Here is a 21,007-nt window from a genome sequence, read left to right on the forward strand (position 1 = left end):
GGAGTGACAGGCATTTTACCCAGCCGACGCCGGAAGACTCAGCAGCGAACCGATTACAGTAGACCGTAATCTTTTAGTGTTTTTTCCAGAACTTTGATCGAAGCACTGTCAAGTGGCGTCATCGGAAGTCTGACTTCGCCGTTATCGCGGCCCAAGAGCTGCATGGCAGCTTTGATTGGAATCGGGTTTGTGGCCAGCCCCAGCAGGTTGCGGCAGAGCGTGAACAGTTTAAAGTGCCATTCGCGCGCCAGGTTCAAATCGCCGGCATTGAAGGCATTCACCATGCTTTTGACGTCGCCGGGGACGATGTTTCCGACAACCGAAACAACGCCTTTCCCCCCGAGAGCCATCAGTGGCAGGGTCAGGCTGTCGTCGCCTGATAGCACGGCCAGATCGCAGGCAGAGAGAATGTGTGATGCCTGATCCATAGAACCGGTCGATTCTTTGACTGCGACGATGTTAGGGATGTCCGCTAACTGAATGATCGTTTCAGGCTCGATATTCTTGGCAGTTCGACCCGGAATATTGTAAATCACAATCGGGATCTCAACCGATTCTGCGATGGCTTTGTAATGCTGGAAGAAGCCTTCCTGGGTCGGCTTGTTATAGTACGGAGCAACATGCAGTGCTCCATCGGCACCTGCTCCCTGGGCGTATTTGGTCAGTTCGATGGCTTCACGGGTGCTGTTGGAGCCGGTCCCCGCCATGACCTTAATCCGGCCAGCAGCATGCTTACAAACAATCGAAATTACCTGCTTATGTTCATCGTGGGAGAGTGTCGGCGATTCACCGGTTGTTCCGACGGGGCACAAGGTATCAGTCCCTTCTTCAATATGGTAGTCGACCAAGGCACAGAGGCCTGCTTCGTCGATTTCACCATTCTTAAAAGGGGTGATCATTGCCACCGCAAGACCTGCAAAAAGGTCACTTTGATTAGACATGCTTATTCTACCTCAAAACAAATTCGACTGGTCAGTCCTGTTCGACCAGATCTATAATCTTTTTCTAGTTGATAATCCGCTTTCAATCAGGAACGATTTTCCCAGTCGACATTGGATAAAGACGCCAGTGCCAGCTGAAGGGCATGGGTTCCATCGCGACCATGTCCCTGAGCCTGAACCGCCAGATACAACTGGTGACCTAATGCCAGGCCAGGCAGACTCAGGTTCATCGCTTTCGCTTCTGCCAGTGCGATGCCCATATCTTTAATAAAGTGTTCCACAAAGAATCCCGGATCGAAATTATTATCCATAATACGCGGACCCAGATTTGAAAGTGACCAGCTGCCTGCGGCACCACTGCCAACAGATTCCAGAACGGTGGGCAGATCCAGTCCTGCTTTGTAGCCATATAACAGGGCTTCGCAGACACCGATCATATTGGTGGCAATCAGAATTTGATTCACCATTTTCGTGTGCTGACCAGATCCCGCTTCACCCTGATATACAATGGTTTTACCCATCGCATCCCAGCAGGGTTTCAGTGCCTCAACCACGGCCTGCTCTCCGCCAATCATGATGGACAAGGTGCCGTTTTTGGCGCCGACGTCTCCACCAGAAACAGGGGCATCAACGCTATAGACTCCCTTGGCAGATGCGGCTTCAGCAACTTCGACGGCTAATGAGGGATCGCTGGTCGTCATGTCGACCAGAATTTTATCCGCAGAGGCTCCGGCTAATGCCCCCTGCTCACCCAAAAGCACTTCTCTTACATCAGCAGGAAACCCGACAATGGAGAAGATGACATCGGATGCTTCAGCGACCGCTTTCGGAGAATCGGCCCAGTTAGCACCTTTTTTAATAAGCGGCTCTGCTTTTGATTTACTACGATTGTAAACTGTGGCGGAAAAACCGGCGTCCATCAGGTGTCCAACCATGCTGGCACCCATTACCCCTGTTCCAATCCAGCCGACTTTCGTTGTTCCTGGTTGAATTGCTGGTATCGCCATATTATTCAATTCCTCTAGCTCTCAGTTCGGATTCGTATTTTGATTCACAATCGACTACTGGAAATCGTAAAAAAATGATTGCCAGATCTCAAGTTAGCACAATATTTCTCCTTGGCAGTATATCGAGCTCTGACTCAGAAGTCATACCACTGGTTCATTTTTTTGAGAACAATTACCCCGAGTTGGTCTTTTGTGTGGGATTTAAAGAGAGGTGATAAAAGAAACTTGCGATTCACACGCCAAGTAGGGAAAATCGTAAGAATCGACATCAGCACCTGCCCCGCTCCTCATTTCGGTGTCAGTCGACTAATTTTCAGATGTTAAAGCGAGTTCTCACATGAAATTCAAACTACCGATACTCTTTCTGGCGCTTTGGCTGTTGCTGACTGCAGATAATCAAAGAGCCGTTTATGCCCAGGGATGGGGCTATCCCTGTGGGCCAGATGGTGCACCGCTCTTACAGTATTTAACGCCTCAGGGATTCATGGGCGCCGATTTTCGGGGAAGCTGCTATCAGCATGATCGATGTTATGAAATTCCGGGTATCAGTCGACGGTATTGTGATTTGCAGTTTCGACAGGAGTTGCACCGCCGCTGTGATTATTCCGCATTTCCACTCGGCTGTCGGATGGTGTCCAATTTCATGTACTTGCAGGTCCGACTTTATGGTAGACGGCCTTATTTGAATTCACAGTATCCACAGTACCAGACGCCTGTCCCCGTTTATTCGTATCCAGTGTATTCTGGTTACTAAATCGACTTGTCGATGCGATTCGATCTATTCGTTTTAACGAATTCTCCTCTTGTGATGAAATTTCCGAAATGACTGAACCACTGGCGTACCTCAATGGCGTCTTGATCCCTTTTTCAGAAGCCAAGCTGTCAGTTACTGACCTGGGAATTGTGTACGGCGCTGCGGTGACTGAGATGATACGCACCTTCGCGCATCGCCCCTTTATGCTGGAAGCACATCTGGACCGTCTCTACGCGGCGCTGGACTATGTTTGTATTGAGTCTCCTCTGTCAAAGTCGGAACTCAAGCAAATCAGTGAGCGTCTGGTCGAAAACAATGCAGCATTGCTACCGGCAGATCAGGATCTGGGTTTGACGATTTTCCTGACTGCCGGCCAGAATCTGCCTTACCTGGGGTTGGCAGAACAGGAGACCTGCCGTACACCGACGATTTGCGTGCATACTTTTCCTCTGGCGTTTGAGCTTTGGGATCAAAAATATACTACCGGTCAACATTTAGTGAAATCCGAAGTGCAACAGCTGAATGCAGCGGTATTTGATCCCCGGGTCAAGTCGCGCAGCCGCATTCATCTATATCGCGCTGACAAACTGGTTCGCCAGCAAGAGACCCAGGCCAGCGCACTATTATTTGATGCATCAGGATTTGTCGCGGAAACCACAATTGGGAACTTCTATCTCGTGAAAGAGAATGTCATCGTGTCCCCCCGCCCGGAGCATGTGCTGGGAGGAATCAGTCAGCAAATGGTGATCCGATTAGCGAAACAATTAAGACTTCGCTATGAAGAAACAGATATTTCGTCAAATGCCATTCTTGAAGCCGACGAAGCATTGACGTCTTCGACCGGGTATTGTCTGATGCCTGTGACTCGTTTCGGCGAAACACCAATTTCGGGTGGCGTTCCAGGGCCTGTTTTTAATCAGTTGTTGTCGGCGTGGAGCGCAGCCGTCGGAGTCGACATAAAAAGTCAGGCTATACAGATTGGCGACGCGCGACGGAACGCACTTTAGCCGATGCCGGTTTCAAATTATTCCCGTTGTTTTGATTACATACCAGGAACCATTACCGTGTCACACTATCTGGAATTTTTCAAACAGTTTCGTACGACATTTGAAACCACCGGTGCAATTGCCCCCAGCAGCCGTTTCCTGGCAAGCGATATGGCGGGACCGATGAGGCAGCATGATGGGTCAAAGAAAGTGTTGGAGATTGGTCCGGGGACAGGGGCTGTGACCAGGCAGATCGTCAAACAGATTCGGCCGGGAGACCAACTGGACCTGGTAGAATTGAATGATAAGTTTGTCGAGATTCTGCATAAACGCTTTGATCGCGAACAGGGCTTTCGGGAGATCAAGGATCAGACGTCGATCCATAATTGCCCGTTGCAGGAATATGGTGCGGGCGAAGAATACGATTATATTGTTTCCGGTTTGCCACTGAATAATTTTCCCACGGATCTGGTGGGGGAGATCTTCGAATCCTATTTCCGTCTGCTCAAGCCGGGCGGCGTCTTGTCGTATTTTGAATATATGTATGTGCGGCCTGTACGGAAAGTGATTTCGCGGGGTGAAGAGAATCAGCGGATTCGACAGATTGATGACATTATGCGTCATTACACCAGCTTGTACCGTATTCAAACCGACTGGGTCTGGTTCAATCTGCCGCCTGCCTGGGTACAGCATCTGCAAAAAGAAAAAGGCAGTCCAACGCTGGTAGAGCAGACTGCCTCTGAGGAACTCAAATCTTGACTGGAAATCAATCGGTAGCTATTTTACTCCGATGCTTTTTTCCCCTCAGTCTCAGTTTTTAGCTTCAATTTTTGCTGTCCATACTCAATACGAATGGGATTGATTCTACCTCGCCTTTGCCCCACGACCTCATCAATTTCGAGATATCCATTCCGATTTCGATCCAGTCTATCAAAGACGCGATCAATTTGATTTAACTCGTATTTGCTCAGTTTTCCATCGTTATCCAGGTCAACCGTTTGAAAGAAATTGGAACCGGGACGCCGCCTGGATGGCTCACTCGGCTGGTTTTTCGCTTGATCACGTATTTGGGGGGCGCGCATTGTCCGACCTTTCATTTCTTTCTCGTTTTCACGGCCAGGACGACGTTGGTCAGGGCGGAACGAAGTGAACTCGCCCTTGAATTCTTCCATCGTCAGTTCATCATCCGCGCCTTTTCCTGATTTGTCCAAAAGTTGGCGAACAAAAAGTTTTCCTCTTACAGGAGCCTCATCGAGTGTAAGTTTACCATCTTTATTCGTGTCCAACCTTTCGAAAAATCGCTGTGCACCTTCCGGCAATTCACTACGCTTTGGCGAACGGCTTGAAGAACGAGTGGGACGGTTTTCAGCATCCTTTCTCATCTCCGGACGTTTCATTTCTTTGTCGCCTTCGCGACCGGGACGTCGTTGATCGGGACGAAAGGCTGCCAGCCCTTTTTGAAATTCCTCTTTCGTCAGTTCTGCATTGTTCCCTTTTCCGGATTTCTCCAGGATGCTTTTCAAGATCCGTTTACCGCGATCGGGGGCTTCGTCCAAGGTGAGTTTCCCGTCCTTATTGGTATCCAGCATATTGAAAAACCGCTGTGCACCTTCCGACATCTCTCCCGGCTTGGGAGAAGGATTTCCAGGTGGTCTGCCTCCTCTGAACCGAATTCCGAATTTCTCAAATTCGTCCAGTGAAATTTCCTCTTTATTTAAGCGTTCAAACAACGGTTCCATTCGTGCCCGTAACGGTTCGGGAAGTTCCTCTTTAGAAATTTTCTTGTCACCATTACGGTCCAGACGACTCAGGAACATTTTATAGTCAAAGTTGCGGGGCCCCCGATTACGATTGAGGCCTTCGCCTGCTGGAAATTTCTGTTCTTCTTTTTTTAGCCCTGCTTCGAATTCGTCCTTTGACAGTTTTCCGTCTTTGTTCTGGTCTCCCTTGCGAATCAGATGATCAAAGAACCGTTCTTTATCCTCCGGTACTTCTTCCGCAGTGACTGTTCCATCTGAGTTTTTGTCAAGTTGCTGAAAGATGCTCTGCGAGGCCGACTCTGCATCCTCCGGCGCTGCGGAGAGCGGATTGACAGAAAGGCCAAGCAGGGCCAACAAGGCTAAAAACGGGTAAGAACGTTTCATTACAGCCCCTTTCGTGGGAATGCTGAGATCAAAACAGGACCAGAAACCTGATTAATAAGTCTACTGTTAGAGTATTAAACACAGAATTCTTTGGAAAGTATTGGCTAAATTGTCAAAAGGCGAGCTAAAACGAAAAAACCCGGTGAGCGGCCTCACCGGGTTTTGTATCTCAACTAAGCGATGAAAAGCTGATTACTTTTCTGATTTTTTAATGCCAAATGTAGAAGTGAAGAACCCTTGATCATCGGGCACTGTGTATCCACCTGAAATCGGTAAATATTTTTGAATCACTTCGAATGAAGGCAACTTCGATAAATCAAGCCCTTGCAGATCGACGTTGTTGTCATTTTTTCTCATCAATTCATAGAGAGCATGAACCTGTGCGTCGGAATTCTGGTAAGTGATGATCGAGGTCTTTTCAGGGAAGTTCTCTGAAATTCGCTTGTAGTTATCACTATTGACCAGTGAACCAACGCCACGGTCTTTGCGTAATACATTTTCGATCTGCTTGACATCATTGGCAATGAAGAGCTGGTTTTCTGCGATACAGAATGCTGCATCGGTAGGAGAGCTCAGGATTGCTCCAGGAACTTCGTAGAGTGTCGTTCCCTGAAATTCGCGTGTCTGGCCAGGGAAGTCATCTCTGGCAGTCAGAGAGGCAACGACTTTCTGGAATGCATCAGAGTTTTTCAGACCGAACGCCACGGTAAACTGGCCAGACATTTTCGTCAGGTCCAATTGTTCGCCTTCAATCATTTCAGTGGCGACCTGAATTCGGCCACTCATGTTATCAACAATATCTTTTTTGATGTGAATTTTGGGACCTTCGGGTTTGTCAGCCATCTGATCAATGATTGCTGCCAGTGCGCCCGGTCGTCCTTGAAAACCATCAAACAAGGTTTCAATCGAATCATAAGCACCGCTGATGCTCCAGTTGATCGAGTAGTAGGTTGAAACTTTGTCTGATACCCAGACGGGTGGTTGCTGAGCAACAGCCGGGCACTTAAACATATCGATAATACCGGAGGTCGGCATTTCGACATAGGTAAATGATTTAGAAATGGAATCATAATTTTTCGTGGCAAGATAAGTTGATCCCCCCACTGCTTTCAGATTGGTAATCCCCAATGCAGGAAGAAAACCCTGAACCATCCCCACTTGCGGATTGACGCGGCTGGCAACTCCCAGGATTGACTGCAGTGCCCCAATGGGATTCATATACCATTGCATCACAGCAGGAGCCGTTGGATCAGCACATTTTGTCTGGATGTACTGGTACTCTTTTTTACTGGCTAATGTGTTTTGTCCCTGACCATCCCACTTGGCTAAAACTGATTCCAGAATTTTGTCATCGTTTGAAGCAACAAATGTTTTGTCTTTGAGGAAGTAAGCAAATTTCTTTGCCAGAGGAACTTTGACAGGTGCTTGATCATCTTCGTCTGATTCAAAGGAAAACACAACGACTTTTGTTCCATCAACACTGCGAATGGAGCGTTGCGCACCTTCTTTATCAAAACCTTCTGCAGCTTTTTCCAGGATCTTCTCCAGGATTTCGCCACTTTCGCCGTATTCCATCAGGGCCAGGCCGCCAAATTTCCCTTCGTCACTTTTGACAAAGGCAAGGCTGACTTCGCCGCTGGGGATACTCAGAACATTGCTCAGGCTCAAATCGGTTTCTGCTTCAAATTTTTCGGAGAATTTTTCGGTGAGCTTGATCAGATCTTTCTTAAGATCCGCAAATGCGGGATCGTGAGTCATCTGGCCCATGGAGCACTGGCTCCATTTATCGCCCAGTGTTTCTACATCGGGGACTGAAAAGTAGAGCAGAGCATCAGCGGGGATACGTTGAGCTGCCTTGACTCTGTCTTGTGCAAAGCTGTCCTGAACCGTTGTCAGCAGGAACATCGCCTGCATCAGCATTAAAGTGAAAAACAAAAGTGGCTTTCTCATTGGAGCCTTCATTCTTTCTCTTTTCAAGAAGGGAATTTAAAAGACCGTCCGCTTGCTTCGACTAAAAGGCCCTGTCGAAACAAAAGAGCGCGACGATGATAAATACTGTTTATTTGTAGCATTTCTGTTTTTTCTGACAACCCCAACCTGCCCGGCATCCTGCTCAGGTGAAAAATATTGGCAAGAGAAGCTCATCAGGGAGTACCAGCCAAAACAGACTTTGGTTGCAAAAAATAACGCTTATTTTACAGAATCAACTGTTTTTCTACGGGGGGCATCAAAATAGCGATAACCTGTATTGGGACTCGTTTTATCGAATGCAAAGGCATCGCGGTTATCCAGAAAATGTTTCACATAGGTAATCGGAATCGCAAAGCCCAGGCCTTCTCCGAGAATCAACTTCATATTGGTCACGCCAATCACTTCCCCGCGCGAATTAAACAGCGGGCCGCCACTATTCCCCGGATTGATCTGGGTCGTCGTCTGGATATAGACAATCCCCTGCATGTTACGATTACGGGTACTGACGATCCCTCGTGAAACAGACCGTTCCAGCCCCAGTGGATTCCCGATTGCAAAGACTTCTTCACCTTCGCGCTGTTGGTCATTTTCCGCCAGATAGACGGTACGAAATGGGACATCCTTCTGGCGAGGAATGCGTAGTAATGCTAAATCAAAAAACGGGTTTAACGCCACAATCTCCACATCTTTAATTTGGCGGCGTTGAAACTCACCACTGGCAGTACGGTGAAATATGGTGACGGCGATACGAGTCTCTTTCTCGACAACATGGTAGTTCGTGACACAATATCCGCGATCATTGATAATAAAGCCGGAGCCCAGTCCACTCGGTGTCTGGACCAGTGTGACCGCTTCCCCATAGATTCGCGCCAGTTCCTTGATACTTTTAACCGGGAGTTCGGCAACAGAGTAAATTTTATCTTTACTCTTGGTAATCATTTTTTTGCCATCTGCAACGGGTTCGGATTTGGTCCGGGATCGAACCTGCTCAACGGGAATCCGCAAGACCTCGATTCCGATATCCACAAGTAAGTGCTTGTTGTTCTCTTTGAGAACATCACCCTGAATTTTGTGCCCGCTGACGAGCTCAATCCAATCTGCCTGAACCGAATTGCAGGTAGCCAGAATTATAATTAACAAGCAGGTTCTCAGCCCTGTATGGCACCAGTTTTGTATCATTCCTTCGATTTCCTCTCTGTGACTTGCTTGCTGGTATTGGTGTTTTGAGTCAGCAGTGACCTCACGTCGAATGGTTTTACTCTTTATATTCGCTATGGCATTCAGTGCAGGCTTTATAGACTCGTGTTAAGCCTTTATCGAATTCAGGGAAATTGTCACTTTTTGCCGCAGCGACCATTTGCAGGCTGGCGTCTGCCATCGGGTTGGCATGATTCAGAAAACCTTCATCGTCAACATAACCATATCCCTCAGTCGTAATGATTTTCGAAATCGCTGCCAACAGGTGTGCTTCCTCAATCACTTTTTCTTTTTCTGATTTCAAAGCGTCTGCATTTCCGACATTTGATTTCAGCCATTTGGAGGCAATGTCGGCGCGTTTCATCAAATCGCCCATCGAAGCGACTTCAGAGAGAGGTTTCTTTTCATCTGCATCCGCAATACCGGCTGGCACGCTCCCATTTAAGATCACAATCATTTGTTCGTAGGGAACTTGAATTTCACGGAAAGATTTCGCGCCGCGTTTTAGTGGCTCTGCTGAAATACCGGCAGCCAGATCACGCAGATATTTGGCATTTTTTTTCCAGCCAACATCTTCCGGGTGTTCCGTAACGATCCCTGCCAGTGCAGCAAGAGTTGTGGTGAAGGTAGGGATTTCCAGATAACTGTTGTTGTAAGTACCGACCGACTGCATATTTTTCGTCAGTCGATTGCGTATGTCTTTTACCTGGGATTCCAATACCGGCATCGGAATGATCGTTTTCCAGTCAACTCCCCCTGCAGCAGGTGCTTCTGGATTCGCTGCTGGTTTCATTTTGCCGGCAGCGGGGGTTGTGGAATTTGCAGCGACCGTATTACCGGGTAGTGCAACCGGGGTAACGGACTGATTATTACCGGCGACGGCTAATGGGTTATCAAACCAAACGTCATATGGGATGCCGTCAATCATTTTGCGGCCATCTTTTTTCTCTTCACTTTTTTGAGGTTGTGCTTGCGCCGTCTGAGTAACGGGAGTCGTTGGCGCTGCAGCGGGAGCTGTGTTTGTTTGAGGCTGTGGCGCAGGTGTTGCCGGTGGTGTACTGCCACCGCAGCCTGTAAAGAGCAACAAAACAGACAGACAGGCATAAGACGCTGAAATTGACCACACGATTGGTTTCTGTTTCAACCGGTTTGCCGGCTCGTTCATGGATATCTCCCTCAAGTCCTTGAAATTAAACCAATTAGATTATGTGTGATCTCAGCCGCTGATGCAACTCCAGCTTACCTCATTTGTTTAAATCCTATTTTCGTGTTTCCTGTGACGTGTGGGGTACCTAAATTACCATTTTTCAAATATACCATGTGTCGAACAGTCGGAATTTGCACTTCGAATGACACAATTACTTGCAGTAAAAGAGCTTGAAATAGGATAGTGTAAAAATATTCCGATCGGGCGGTTCGGGGCTGTTTGACAGTTTGCGTAAAAAAAGTACGAACCAGCCTTGTCATCTCAAAGTTGACTTATTATCTCTGACCATTATCAGACTCGTAACTGATACCGGTTTTTCATTATCTAGCTCGAAAATATCAGCCGCCTGTTTCAGGTAGGTTATAATTTGGTGGTGGACAACCGCGAAAAAATCCCGACTATTCAATTGCCTGAATTTTAACATTCTGGAGAATGGCCAGGCACGTTGTCCGGGAGAGACCTTATTGATTTTTATCAATCCGCTACCTTCATGGAGTTCACCATGGTAGCAAAAGGAGTACACAGAGATGAACAAGATTGTTTGTTACACATTGGGCATGATCGCCTTTACCGTTACGGCTGCTCAGGCACAAGGTCCTGCATTTGATTTGGGACAGGGTGTTTATTTGAGTCAAACAACTGCAGCGCCCCCTGCGACTGCAATTGCACCTGAGCCGATGCCAGAGTTGCCACCCCAACCGTATTCGCATCATGCTGCTTCCCCCGCGATTCCGCTATTCGATTGTGTGAAATATAAGCGGCCTCGCAACATTGCCCCCTGCTCAAATCCGAAACTGGTCACCATTGTTGATCCTTGTGCTCCCAAACACAGCTGTTGTGAGCCTGGGTGTGTTGCTGTAGAAATTTGTGCTCCAGCTTGTGCCTGCGAGTGTGTTCGCTGCAGTAAAGATGGCCATCGTAAAGTATTTGATTATGGTAAATACAGCGTTGTGGTTGAATCACGACGTGGAAAAGTAACTGTGACTTATCGCAGTTAATTAAGAATTAAGTAGCTTCATCACAATTTTGAACAGCCGGAAACATTTCGTTTCTGGCTGTTTTTTTATGCGCTCTCTGAAAAGTGATTGCCTGCAGGTTTGAGTAGTTTCCGCTTGGCACAGATGAAAACCCTGACCGAAAATGAACACCCCGTGATCCCCTTTGATAGACACAGAAGCTGTTGTGATCTACTTTGAAGTGCCTGTGAAAGCAATCGATAGACGCGTTTTTCAACGCTAACCAGAGCTTCCTGCGAACAGGAGAATTTATAAATTGGTCTTGAATTCAGGCGTTTTTCAATCGTCTGCTCATGTTCGAGGTGAAGAGAACAGATTCAAACTGTTCAGGAAAACGGGGCTGATTGTAAGCTCTCTCACGCGCGCGACGCATGTGCGACATTTATAGGGCTCTGCTTCGGAGCGTCAAGCAGGTTCCGCCGTCCTTGAAAACAGGCGTATTTCGACTTCTTTTCAGAAAAACAGAGCCTTGAGTTTGTCAACCAGAAACCGTTTCGTCCCATCTTAAGCGACTGCAGCGAGAAATTTCGTCAACCAGATAATGGCACCCACGGCACACCAGGCCAGGATAAAGCCGCCGAGATCCTGAAATGTTGGTTTGGGAATTTCGATATCTTTTGAATTGGGAAAGAGTTTCTTCCCGACCGGTTCCGGGTTCTCTGGAAGGGTACAGGGTGACTCGATGACTTCGTTCAGTTTGACGGGAGTATGCATCAAATTATAGAAGTGGTCCAGTTTTTCCTGTGACTGGCGCGGAGTGAGAAAGCTGGCAATGATCCCACTGAGAACCGCCAGACTCATGAAAGAAAACATCTGCCAGACGTCCCACATTTTGACGGAAGTACCATCGATCTTAAACATTAATTCCGGCAGCAGTCCTGATTGATGTAACCAGTCGGGATAGAAGGCAACCACAATCCACGCCAGTATTCCGGTTGCCGTGGATACCCAGACGGAGATCACATTCCAGCGTCTCCAGACGATTCCAAACCAGAGGCTGATCCCGATACAGGCGGGAGTTTTTACAATGACTTTCAAAGCCGCAATGATATCCGTAAACGTCGTCTGCAAAATGAGTGCAAGGATCACAATCACCAGCCCCGCGATACGCCCGACCCAGAGATAGTGTCGTTGCGAACGATTTTTTACCAAACTTTTTTTGTAGATGTTTTCGGTAAACAGGCCACTGGAGATAATCATCTGGGCGTCACTGGTACTCATCACAGCCGCCAGCAACGAAGCGAGCAACAAACCAATCAGTCCCGGTGCGATCCGAGGTAGAATATCATGGGCCGCCATTCCAAAGAGACGGTCGGCGAAATTACGATCAGTGGTCTCGATTTTCGCTTTCTCTTCCGCAGGTAAGTCGTGAAAATCGGGACTGGCCCGCATGATCAATGATTGATAAATCGCCTGATCTGCAGGATCGGGGGATGTCTTCAGGGGGCTGCTGTCCCCCATGTACCAGATAATGCATGCCAGGCCGGTAAAGGTCCAGGCGACGGTACAAAAGCGTTTCAGAAAGTTACCCACTGTGAATCCGAAGCGGCCTTCGAATTCGGTCTTCCCTGCTCCACAGACGCCCATAATATGCGGTTGAATCACAATTCCCGCCAGTGCGGTGACTGATAACATAAAGACATAAAACGGGGTGATCGGCTCGCTGCCTAGTGTGGCGGCGATTTCCGGGCTGGCAATCAGATCCAGCATACCTGGTTTGAGCTCTGACTGGGGGTGGAGTTTGCCGAAGCCGCCGATCTCAAAAAAGACGAAGGGGAGTAGTAAAAAAGAGAAAATGATTGTCAGAATACCCTGAATGAAGTCGGTGATAATCGCTGCGCCCAGCCCGCCCGCCATTCCATAGATGACGAACATGACGGTCACTGCCAGGATCGCATACTCATATCCTTGCAGTCGACGTTCTGTGATCTGAAATGTTTTCTCTTTCGCATCCCACTCAGCGGCAGGAACCATTATATTGGCTTGAATCGCCATGCGATCGAGTTCATTACCCGTCAGGGCATCCACCATTTTTCCCGTGCCGAATAAACCGCCGGCGATAAACGTGATCGAGATCGCAATCCCATAGAAAGAATACAGAACAGCCGTGGGGCCATTAAACCGAGTTTCAAAGAAATCAGCAGTGGTCAACGCGCGCATGCGTCTCATGATCGGTGCGACGATCCAATAAAAGGGAGTCGCCCAGAGCCAGAGAAACTGCCACCAGATTCCCGCCAGACCGGCGCGCCAGGTTCCTGCCACCACACTGATGGCCTGTTCGCTACTTGTACCCGATCCAAAGGCAAAGAACATCATGAAGACTTTGCCGAACCGGCGGCCGCCCATGAAGAAGTCGGTCATATCTTTTACTTTTTTGATTGACCACAGACCAATGGCAAGAATGACGACGAAGTACAAAGCCAGTACAATCCAGTCGGCAGGGTGAAGTCCCAGCCAGGCATTCTTTTCGGCAGCGAGTATCATTGACCGATCCTCTGAAAGAGGGATGATTAATAAATTTAATTCCGAAATCAGACTACCGAGGATCGGCCTAATATGCAAACCTACTGATGCAAGGCCCCTCTGAATACCGTTATCAATTCATTGACTCGAGAAAGAGTCGCAATTCGTTATGCCATTAAAACCATTTTTGATCCAAGATTTTGAATTGAAGGGACGTCTCATCACCCTGCTGGGATTAGGCCGGTTCGGTGGCGGGGTCGCTGCGGTCAGATATTTGGCGGCTCAAGGGGCACAGATTACGGTTATCGATGGCAAAGACGAAGCGTCACTTACCGATTCCCTGCAGCAGCTCGAAAGTCTATCTCAGGTCAAATATCAACTGGGAAGCGAGACACACGAACTGCCGAAAACCGATCTGCTGGTCGTCAACCCAGCGATTCCTCCCTGTCATCCCCTGCTGAAAAACGCAGAAGAGCTGCAAATTCCTGTGACGAGTGAAATGGAACTCTTCTGGCAGTTGAACCCCGCGCGAGTGATTGGCGTGACTGGGAGTAATGGAAAATCGACAACGACAGCCATGATTCATGCGATCATGCAAGCTTCAGGTGCCCGCTGCTGGTTGGGTGGAAACATCGGCATTAGCCTGCTGCCGGTGGTCGATCAGATTCAACCTGACGACTGGGTGATTCTGGAACTGAGCAGTTTCCAGTTGGAAGCGTTGAATCGGATTCAGGCCAGCCCCCAGATCGGTGTCGTCACTAATTTCAGTCCGAATCATCTGGACTGGCATCAGACGGTCGAGCACTATCGTGAGTCAAAGCAGACTATTTTTCGCTGGCAGACACAAAACGATTTCAGCATTCTCAATGCCGACGAAGGGGAACTGCAAAATTGGAGTGCAGCCGGAAAAGTAGTTCGGTATGGAGCTGCCCCGGATACGCAACTCGATCTCCTGATCAAGGGAGAAGCATTTGAATTGACGAAACAGAATTACACAATTCTGCCACACTTGAATGTTCCTGGAATGCATAATCGGATGAATGCGGCAGCAGCGATTGCTGCTTGTACTTGTGCCAGCGTGGAAGTTGCTGCGATTCAGGTGGGACTGAAAAATTTCGAGGGACTGCCCCACCGACTCCAGTTCGTCGGAGAATTTCTCGAACGTCGTTTTTATAACGATTCCCTGGCAACAACCCCGGAATCTGCCATTTGTGCTTTGGATGCGTTTAAGGATTGTCCCATCATCCTGCTGGCAGGAGGCTCAGACAAAAAAGTAGATTTGACGGATTTTGCCACTCAGATCCTGAAGCATTCTAAAGCGACTGCATTAATGGGAGAGACGGGGCCGGTGCTTTCTGAGCTGATGTATAATTTGAAGGAGCGGTCGGACGTAAATTCTTCGACAGTGATTTCCCCTCAGCAAACTTCGTTTGAAGCCGCCTTTGACTGGGCAATTCGGCAATCTGGACCAGGGGACGTGATTTTACTATCGCCGGGATGTGCCAGTTACGGTTGGTTTTCCAGTTTCGTCGAACGAGGAGAACGTTTTGTGAAACTGTTTTTTGAGCTGAATGCCAGAATGCGAGACTCAACCGAGTAACGAAACTTTATGAGCTTCCCCAGCGATTTCTCGTACATATTGTGGTACAGCATAACCTGGCAGCCGGGTGCGTAACTCGCGGATGATCGCTCTCCCCTGCTCTTCAGGCACTTCAAAGTGCGCAGCACCGGCAACGCGGTCCAGTTGATGCAGGTAGTACGGTGTCACTCCCAGATTGATTAATCGCTCCGAGAGACTGACGAGCTCGTCAACTGAATCATTGATGCCTTTTAGTAATACGGATTGATTCAGAACCGGAATCCCTGCGGAAACAAGTTGTTTGAGTGCAGTTTCAACATCTTGTGCAATTTCATTCGGGTGGTTGGCGTGAATCACCATCCAGACGAGCGTTCCGTTTTCTGAGAGTCGTTGAAATAGTTCCAGCAAACCAGGGTGAATTCGATCAGGCAGCACCACGGGCAGGCGACTATGAATCCGCAACCGTTTCACATGCGGAATCCCCGCGATTCGGTTGCAGAGATCCTGTAGTCGAAGATCAGTCAGTAAAAGTGGGTCTCCTCCACTCAGGATTACTTCCTGGATCGATGAATCTGCGCTGAGTGCATCCCAGACTGGTTCCCACTCAGCCAGCGTGCGCGGCTCATTGCTGTAGGGATAATGCCTGCGAAAACAGTATCGGCAGTTGATGGCACAGGCCCCGCTCACCATTAACAGGGCGCGGCCCTGGTATTTATGTAAAATCCCCGGCGTGGGGCGAACTTGCAGATCACCGACCGCGTCATCAGAAAACCCCGGAACGGTCTGATTTTCACGATCAACAGGCAGAACCTGCTTGAGAAGCGGGTCTTCTGGATTGCCTGGCTCAATGCGATTCAGATAGCTCAAAGGGACCATGAGTGGAAACGACTGAACAGTATCGAGGGCCGGGAGTAACAGCGATTCGGGGAGTTTGAGCTGGGAAATCAGTTCCCGGGGGTCACGAATGGCCTGTGCGAGTGACTTTTGCCAGGTGGATTCTGAAAGCGTCGAGGTCATTTAAGGCAATTTTCCAAATAATTCAGCAGATAGAAGCCATACGTGGTTTATAAAAAGCGAGGTATCAGCGAGATCGTTCTTTTGCGAAACGGCATCAGCAGAAATGAGGAGGCGCCAGAAATTGGTCGACATTTCCCCTGCTCTCCGTTTGCAACCGGATTAAGATATGTTATTCTCTCGGGCTTGGAAACAAAACACAAATGTCTTTTTCACAACACTTTTATTGTCAGAGAAATGAAGCGATGCCACAAATCAGTACAGGCGATTTTCGTAAGGGCGTTAAGGTGATCGTCGAAGGTGATCCTTATGAAATGATCGAAGTCAATTTCGTCAAACCAGGCAAAGGCCAAGCCTTGTACAAAACGAAACTGCGAAATTTGCTCAAAGGAACCATTCTCGATCGTACTTACAAAAGTGGTGGTGAGAGCCTGGAACAAGCTGATATCCGCAAAGGCGATGGACAGTTTCTCTACAAAGATGCGAACGGGCTGCATTTCATGGACAATGAAACGTATGAACAATATACCATTGAGGAATCGGTCTGTGGAAATGCCGCAGAATATCTTCTGGATGGGGCGATCTGCAGCCTGTTATTTTGGAATGATCAGCTGATTGGAATGGACCCGCCTCAGCAGGTGATTGTGGAAGTGACTTACACGGAACCAGCCGCCAAAGGGAACACGGCAACGAACGTGACGAAGCCAGCCACGATTGAAACAGGGGCTACGGTTAATGTGCCGGCCTTTATCAATGTGGGTGAAAAAATCAAAGTTGATACCGCGACTGGTTCGTATGTAGAACGAATTCGCGATTAGTCAAATAGGAGTCTGGGAAGGTTGATTGAGCTTAAATCGCTTCTCAAACTCCCCAATCAGACTCGAAATGCCTGTTTTCTGTGATTCTTTTGTGTGGGTTTCATGAAACTGGCTTAAATGATATTGAAATATTAACAGGTGTTGCCAAAATACCTGTTCAAGCCTTGTATCAGCTTGTGAGCGACGGGTTTAAGGGAGTTGTTAACTAAAGGTCGCAACCAAAATCACTATTTAGTGCCACCATGGATCTCAAGGAGGATTGACATGGATGTCTGGAATCTGATCTTGTACGTTGTCGCGTCACTTATGGCTTTGAAGTCTCTGGCTTCGTTGATGACGCATCACAAGAAAGTTGTTGTCCAGCAACTGGCCGTTGAGTACACGCAGGAACTCTCTTCAAACGGGAAGAATGCGTCCGATAGTGAGTCGTTAAACGCGGAAGCAAACCCTGCTTCAGTAGATCAAAATGCATCAGCAGCTTAGACTCTGCTTTTACAGGCCCTTGAATATTCGCAGATCTGGTGGAAACGTTCTTCCGCTTGAGATGCGTTTTTCTTTTTTCCAGTAGTTGAATCAGTTCATGTCTCAGATCGATCAAACAAGTAACTTCGATGCAGAGCAGATTCCTGTCAATGCGACAGAAGTCGAGCCAGATGTTGTGACAGACCATAACCATAAGCTCTATATTGAAACCGTGGGCTGCCAGATGAATATGCTGGACAGCGAACTGGTGGTCGCAGACCTTCGCAAACGGGGATATGAACTCACGCAGGATGTAAAAGAAGCAGAGACGATTCTATTCAATACTTGCAGTGTTCGCGAACATGCAGAGCATAAAATCTACAGCTCTTTAGGCCGACTGCGATATGGTGCCCGAAAAAACCCGAAGAAAGTCATCGGAGTCATGGGCTGTATGGCACAGAAAGATCAAAAACTGATCTTTCAAAAAGCCCCCCAGGTCGATTTTGTCGTGGGGACAGGCCAGCTGGCGCAAGTTTCCGGACTGATCGATAAAGCACGCGTTCATCACAGTAAAAGTGAGCGCAGCCGTGAACTTGCCGTAGGCTTAGGCCGCAAAGATGGCAAGCTGGCTGAGATCACCAACAGTTTCCAAAGCTATGATCCCCTGCGTGATCCGGAAATGCGCCCCTCACCCTATCAGGCGTTTGTGCGGATTATGATTGGCTGTGATAAATTTTGCTCCTATTGTGTTGTGCCTTCAACACGAGGACCGGAACAGAGCCGTTCCCCTCGCGAAATTCTCTCGGAAGTCAAAGTCCTCGCTGATCAGGGGGTGAAAGAAGTCACGCTGCTGGGACAGACAGTTAACAGCTATAAACATACACAAGATGGCAAACTGTTTCGGCTTTCTGATCTGCTGTATCTGATTCACGATGTCGAGGGGATTTCACGCATCAAATTCGTCACCAGTTATCCCAAAGATATGACGAACGATCTTCTGGAAGCGATCCGTGATCTCCCCAAAGCGACGCGTTATCTGCATGTTCCCCTGCAGCATGGCTGCAACGATGTATTAAAAATCATGAAGCGAGGCTACACCGTTGAGGATTACCGCGACATGATGCAGCGGGTCAACGAAATTCTGCCTGGCTGTTCTGTCTCCAGCGACTTTATTGTCGGGCATCCGGGAGAAACGGAAGAATCACATCAGAAAAGCCTGGAGTCAATTCGGGAGTTTCGCTTCAAGAACAGCTTTATTTTCAAATACAGCGAGCGACCGGGGACCAAAGCAGCAGAGCGTTTACAGGATGACATTCCGGACGAAGTCAAGAAACGCCGCAACAACGAAATGTTGAAGCTGCAAAATGAAGTCAGCGAAGAAGATAACGCCGAGTTTATTGGCAAAGAAGTCGAGGTTCTTGTCGAAGGGCCCAGTAAATCAGCACTGAAAGCCAGTGAAGACGCCGGTGACACTCTGGCCGAACAGTTGATGGGACGTTCCAACTGTGATCGCATCGTTGTCTTTGACGGCAATCCGCGATTAGCGGGTACTCTGGCTCGTGTGGAAATCTTTGACGTGACGCCAACCACGTTAATTGGATCGATCGTCACGAAAGAGTTTCAACATAACCCAGGCTCCTCGCTTCCGATTCTGCAGTAATTCATAGCCGTCTCAAACTGAGTTCTGCTTAGCTTGACAATATGGCGCGCAGCGCATCTTCCAGTTTTGCATATTGGAATTCGAAACCGGCAGACTGAAGTTTCTCAGGAGTAACACGGGCACTACTGAGCATCAGTTCCCGCCCCATTTCACCGAACAGGGTTTTGATTCCAAAAGTGGGAACCGGAAAAAATGTGGGACGCGACAAAACTTTGCCTAACGTTTTTGTGAACTCCAGATTGGTTACTTCATCTGGGGCAACAAAGTTAACCGGTCCTTGCATCGTTTCATTTTGCAGGCAGAATTGAATCGCCTTGATGACATCGGGTAAGGCGATCCAGCTCCAATATTGTGAACCCGCGCCAATTTTCCCACCGACTCCCAGTTTGAACGGCGTCAGCATTTTGGAGAGGGCTCCCGCTGATTGATCCAGAATCATTCCAAACCGCATATTCACGACACGAATCCCAGCTTTTACTGCGGGTTGAGTCGCATGCTCCCAGGCTTCACACACATCCGCCAGGAACCCCTGCCCTTTGGGGCTGCTTTCATTGAGTCGGTCTGCTCCACGATCGCCGTAAAAGCCAATCGCCGAAGCGCACAAAAATGTAGATGGCGGCGTTTCCAGTGAAGCCAGCGTATTGGCCAGCAGACTGGTCGATTGCACACGACTGTTGTAAATCGATTGTTTGACTTCAGGAGACCAGCGTTGATTTGCAATATTTGCCCCTCCCAGATGAATTACGGCATCGATTCCAGAAAACAAATCCGGAGAGAGACGATCCTGGGAAGGTTTCCAGATCACGGATGTGCCAATCCCCTTCGAAGAAGGAGAACGAACCAGCCGCACGATTTCAAAAGCAGAATCGGAATCCAGGCTCTGACATAACAGTGAACCGACCAGTCCAGAGCTACCTGAGATTAATAGTTTCATACGAGAGTCTTTTCCAGTAAGAGTATTCACGCTACCATAAAAGGAGCGGCATGACATTCTAGATATCAATCGTAATCATTCCAATTAATCTCGCAGGATCAAGACTAAATTATGGATCGTTCAAAAATTCGGGATATGTTGCTGCAAACCTTTGCAGATTTTCAGATGACACGCAGTGAACGCTCCGCATTAAGCCAAATCTTTTCACATATTACCCTCACAGACCATAATCTGGCTCTGATCCGTAAAGAAGCGTTTGAGATTTTTCGGGAGCACAAGCCTGCCACGGTGCCTGATGAGAAGAGCCTGGCCTGGCTGGAAGATGTGATGAAAATTCTGGCAAAGACCAAAAGTCGGGAGCCAGATTTAAAATCAGAAGCGCTCTTCAGTCCTCGTGATGATTGTTCGCATCGTATTGGTCGAATGATTGATTCGGCAAGAAAGCAAATTGATATCTGTGTCTTCACCATCACCGACGACCGAGTCACTCGTGCAATCCAAGAAGCCCATCAGCGTAAAGTCAACATTCGCATTATCTCCGATAATGATAAATCTTATGATCTGGGGTCAGATATCGAACAGCTTTCCCGGGCCGGAATTCCCGTTCGGATTGATAAAACGGAATTTCACATGCACCATAAATTTGCCTTGTTTGACTCTGAATTCGTGTTAACAGGCAGCTATAACTGGACCCGCAGTGCATCAAAAAATAATTCCGAAAACCTGGTTATCACAAATGACCCTGCCCTGTTGTTACGTTTTGAATCTGAGTTTGAAAAACTCTGGGACGAATTTGAACTTTAATCCTGGATTGAACTCGAAGAGACTAAACTTCAACGAATCATCTAAATGAA

At 48.1% G+C, this 21,007-nt stretch carries 18 protein-coding genes; 9 read left to right on the forward strand and 9 right to left on the reverse strand.

The window, feature by feature from the left end:
• Nucleotides 1–53: 53 nt before the first annotated feature.
• Nucleotides 54–941: a 4-hydroxy-tetrahydrodipicolinate synthase gene (gene dapA / locus Enr17x_RS14850; protein WP_145309993.1), complete on the reverse strand. Its 888-nt coding sequence runs from the start codon at nt 939–941 to the stop codon at nt 54–56.
• Nucleotides 942–1,027: 86 nt separating this feature from the next.
• Nucleotides 1,028–1,948 (reverse strand): NAD(P)-dependent oxidoreductase, encoded by a 921-nt coding sequence (locus Enr17x_RS14855; RefSeq protein ID WP_145309995.1) that lies wholly within the window; start codon nt 1,946–1,948, stop codon nt 1,028–1,030.
• Between the two features lie 337 nt (nt 1,949–2,285).
• Here Enr17x_RS14855 and Enr17x_RS14860 point away from each other — a divergent pair, with 337 nt between their 5' ends.
• The 3 genes from Enr17x_RS14860 to Enr17x_RS14870 all read left to right on the forward strand — a co-directional run bounded on the left by Enr17x_RS14860 (nt 2,286) and on the right by Enr17x_RS14870 (nt 4,447).
• A complete protein-coding gene (locus tag Enr17x_RS14860) occupies nt 2,286–2,702 on the forward strand; it encodes a hypothetical protein (RefSeq protein WP_145309997.1) in 417 nt (138 codons plus the stop codon).
• 68 nt (nt 2,703–2,770) lie between these two features.
• Nucleotides 2,771–3,709, forward strand: a complete 939-nt coding sequence (locus Enr17x_RS14865) for an aminotransferase class IV (protein WP_145310000.1) — start codon at nt 2,771–2,773, stop codon at nt 3,707–3,709.
• Between the two features lie 57 nt (nt 3,710–3,766).
• On the forward strand, nt 3,767–4,447 hold the full coding sequence (locus tag Enr17x_RS14870) for a class I SAM-dependent methyltransferase (RefSeq protein ID WP_198000578.1): 681 nt from the start codon (nt 3,767–3,769) through the stop codon (nt 4,445–4,447).
• A 23-nt stretch (nt 4,448–4,470) separates the two neighbouring features.
• On the opposite strand, the gene Enr17x_RS14875 is transcribed toward Enr17x_RS14870, so the two are convergent.
• From Enr17x_RS14875 to Enr17x_RS14890, 4 genes are all read right to left on the reverse strand, one after another.
• Complete coding sequence (locus tag Enr17x_RS14875) at nt 4,471–5,832, reverse strand: EF-hand domain-containing protein (protein ID WP_145310004.1); 1,362 nt, start codon at nt 5,830–5,832, stop codon at nt 4,471–4,473.
• A 192-nt stretch (nt 5,833–6,024) separates the two neighbouring features.
• A complete protein-coding gene (locus tag Enr17x_RS14880; RefSeq protein WP_145310006.1) occupies nt 6,025–7,782 on the reverse strand; it encodes a hypothetical protein in 1,758 nt (585 codons plus the stop codon).
• Between the two features lie 240 nt (nt 7,783–8,022).
• A complete protein-coding gene (locus tag Enr17x_RS14885; protein ID WP_145310008.1) occupies nt 8,023–8,982 on the reverse strand; it encodes a S1C family serine protease in 960 nt (319 codons plus the stop codon).
• Nucleotides 8,983–9,058: 76 nt separating this feature from the next.
• Nucleotides 9,059–10,165 (reverse strand): cytochrome c, encoded by a 1,107-nt coding sequence (locus Enr17x_RS14890; RefSeq protein ID WP_145310010.1) that lies wholly within the window; start codon nt 10,163–10,165, stop codon nt 9,059–9,061.
• A 569-nt stretch (nt 10,166–10,734) separates the two neighbouring features.
• Between Enr17x_RS14890 and Enr17x_RS14895 the strand changes: the two genes are divergently transcribed.
• Entirely contained in the window at nt 10,735–11,205 is a 471-nt protein-coding gene (locus Enr17x_RS14895) for a hypothetical protein (RefSeq protein WP_145310012.1), read from the forward strand.
• A gap of 522 nt (nt 11,206–11,727) precedes the next feature.
• Here the strand turns inward: Enr17x_RS14895 and Enr17x_RS14900 are convergent.
• Complete coding sequence (locus Enr17x_RS14900) at nt 11,728–13,707, reverse strand: sodium:solute symporter family protein (protein ID WP_145310014.1); 1,980 nt, start codon at nt 13,705–13,707, stop codon at nt 11,728–11,730.
• 148 nt (nt 13,708–13,855) lie between these two features.
• On the opposite strand from Enr17x_RS14900, the gene murD reads away from it, so the two are divergent.
• On the forward strand, nt 13,856–15,286 hold the full coding sequence (gene murD / locus Enr17x_RS14905) for a UDP-N-acetylmuramoyl-L-alanine--D-glutamate ligase (protein ID WP_145310015.1): 1,431 nt from the start codon (nt 13,856–13,858) through the stop codon (nt 15,284–15,286).
• Here murD and epmB read toward each other — a convergent pair.
• On the reverse strand, nt 15,275–16,282 hold the full coding sequence (gene epmB, locus Enr17x_RS14910) for an EF-P beta-lysylation protein EpmB (protein ID WP_145310017.1): 1,008 nt from the start codon (nt 16,280–16,282) through the stop codon (nt 15,275–15,277). The two genes, murD and epmB, sit on opposite strands and share 12 nt — an antisense overlap.
• 242 nt (nt 16,283–16,524) lie before the next feature.
• On the opposite strand from epmB, the gene efp reads away from it, so the two are divergent.
• The 3 genes from efp (at nt 16,525) to miaB (ending at nt 19,219) form a co-directional block, all read left to right on the forward strand.
• Entirely contained in the window at nt 16,525–17,097 is a 573-nt protein-coding gene (efp, locus tag Enr17x_RS14915) for an elongation factor P (RefSeq protein WP_145310019.1), read from the forward strand.
• A 264-nt stretch (nt 17,098–17,361) separates the two neighbouring features.
• Entirely contained in the window at nt 17,362–17,580 is a 219-nt protein-coding gene (locus Enr17x_RS14920) for a hypothetical protein (RefSeq protein ID WP_145310021.1), read from the forward strand.
• A 97-nt stretch (nt 17,581–17,677) separates the two neighbouring features.
• Nucleotides 17,678–19,219: a tRNA (N6-isopentenyl adenosine(37)-C2)-methylthiotransferase MiaB gene (gene miaB, locus Enr17x_RS14925; RefSeq protein ID WP_145310023.1), complete on the forward strand. Its 1,542-nt coding sequence runs from the start codon at nt 17,678–17,680 to the stop codon at nt 19,217–19,219.
• Nucleotides 19,220–19,247: 28 nt separating this feature from the next.
• Here miaB and Enr17x_RS14930 read toward each other — a convergent pair whose 3' ends face one another.
• Nucleotides 19,248–20,153, reverse strand: a complete 906-nt coding sequence (locus Enr17x_RS14930) for a TIGR01777 family oxidoreductase (RefSeq protein WP_198000579.1) — start codon at nt 20,151–20,153, stop codon at nt 19,248–19,250.
• A 111-nt stretch (nt 20,154–20,264) separates the two neighbouring features.
• Here Enr17x_RS14930 and Enr17x_RS14935 point away from each other — a divergent pair, with 111 nt between their 5' ends.
• Nucleotides 20,265–20,957 (forward strand): phospholipase D-like domain-containing protein, encoded by a 693-nt coding sequence (locus tag Enr17x_RS14935; protein ID WP_145310027.1) that lies wholly within the window; start codon nt 20,265–20,267, stop codon nt 20,955–20,957.
• The last annotated feature ends 50 nt before the right edge of the window (nt 20,958–21,007 follow it).

The sequence above is a fragment of the Gimesia fumaroli genome (assembly GCF_007754425.1).
Classification (GTDB): Bacteria; Planctomycetota; Planctomycetia; order Planctomycetales; family Planctomycetaceae; genus Gimesia; species Gimesia fumaroli.

Coding starts and splice junctions, on each gene's coding strand:
- Enr17x_RS14895 (WP_145310012.1), top strand. CDS start 10,735: ATGAACAAGATTGTTTGTTACACATTGGGCATGATCGCCTTTACCGTT.
- Enr17x_RS14860 (WP_145309997.1), top strand. CDS start 2,286: ATGAAATTCAAACTACCGATACTCTTTCTGGCGCTTTGGCTGTTGCTG.
- miaB (WP_145310023.1), top strand. CDS start 17,678: ATGTCTCAGATCGATCAAACAAGTAACTTCGATGCAGAGCAGATTCCT.
- Enr17x_RS14930 (WP_198000579.1), bottom strand. CDS start 20,153: ATGAAACTATTAATCTCAGGTAGCTCTGGACTGGTCGGTTCACTGTTA.
- Enr17x_RS14935 (WP_145310027.1), top strand. CDS start 20,265: ATGGATCGTTCAAAAATTCGGGATATGTTGCTGCAAACCTTTGCAGAT.
- murD (WP_145310015.1), top strand. CDS start 13,856: ATGCCATTAAAACCATTTTTGATCCAAGATTTTGAATTGAAGGGACGT.
- Enr17x_RS14890 (WP_145310010.1), bottom strand. CDS start 10,165: ATGAACGAGCCGGCAAACCGGTTGAAACAGAAACCAATCGTGTGGTCA.
- efp (WP_145310019.1), top strand. CDS start 16,525: ATGCCACAAATCAGTACAGGCGATTTTCGTAAGGGCGTTAAGGTGATC.
- Enr17x_RS14885 (WP_145310008.1), bottom strand. CDS start 8,982: ATGATACAAAACTGGTGCCATACAGGGCTGAGAACCTGCTTGTTAATT.
- Enr17x_RS14880 (WP_145310006.1), bottom strand. CDS start 7,782: ATGAGAAAGCCACTTTTGTTTTTCACTTTAATGCTGATGCAGGCGATG.
- dapA (WP_145309993.1), bottom strand. CDS start 941: ATGTCTAATCAAAGTGACCTTTTTGCAGGTCTTGCGGTGGCAATGATC.
- Enr17x_RS14900 (WP_145310014.1), bottom strand. CDS start 13,707: ATGATACTCGCTGCCGAAAAGAATGCCTGGCTGGGACTTCACCCTGCC.
- Enr17x_RS14855 (WP_145309995.1), bottom strand. CDS start 1,948: ATGGCGATACCAGCAATTCAACCAGGAACAACGAAAGTCGGCTGGATT.
- Enr17x_RS14875 (WP_145310004.1), bottom strand. CDS start 5,832: ATGAAACGTTCTTACCCGTTTTTAGCCTTGTTGGCCCTGCTTGGCCTT.
- epmB (WP_145310017.1), bottom strand. CDS start 16,282: ATGACCTCGACGCTTTCAGAATCCACCTGGCAAAAGTCACTCGCACAG.
- Enr17x_RS14920 (WP_145310021.1), top strand. CDS start 17,362: ATGGATGTCTGGAATCTGATCTTGTACGTTGTCGCGTCACTTATGGCT.
- Enr17x_RS14865 (WP_145310000.1), top strand. CDS start 2,771: ATGACTGAACCACTGGCGTACCTCAATGGCGTCTTGATCCCTTTTTCA.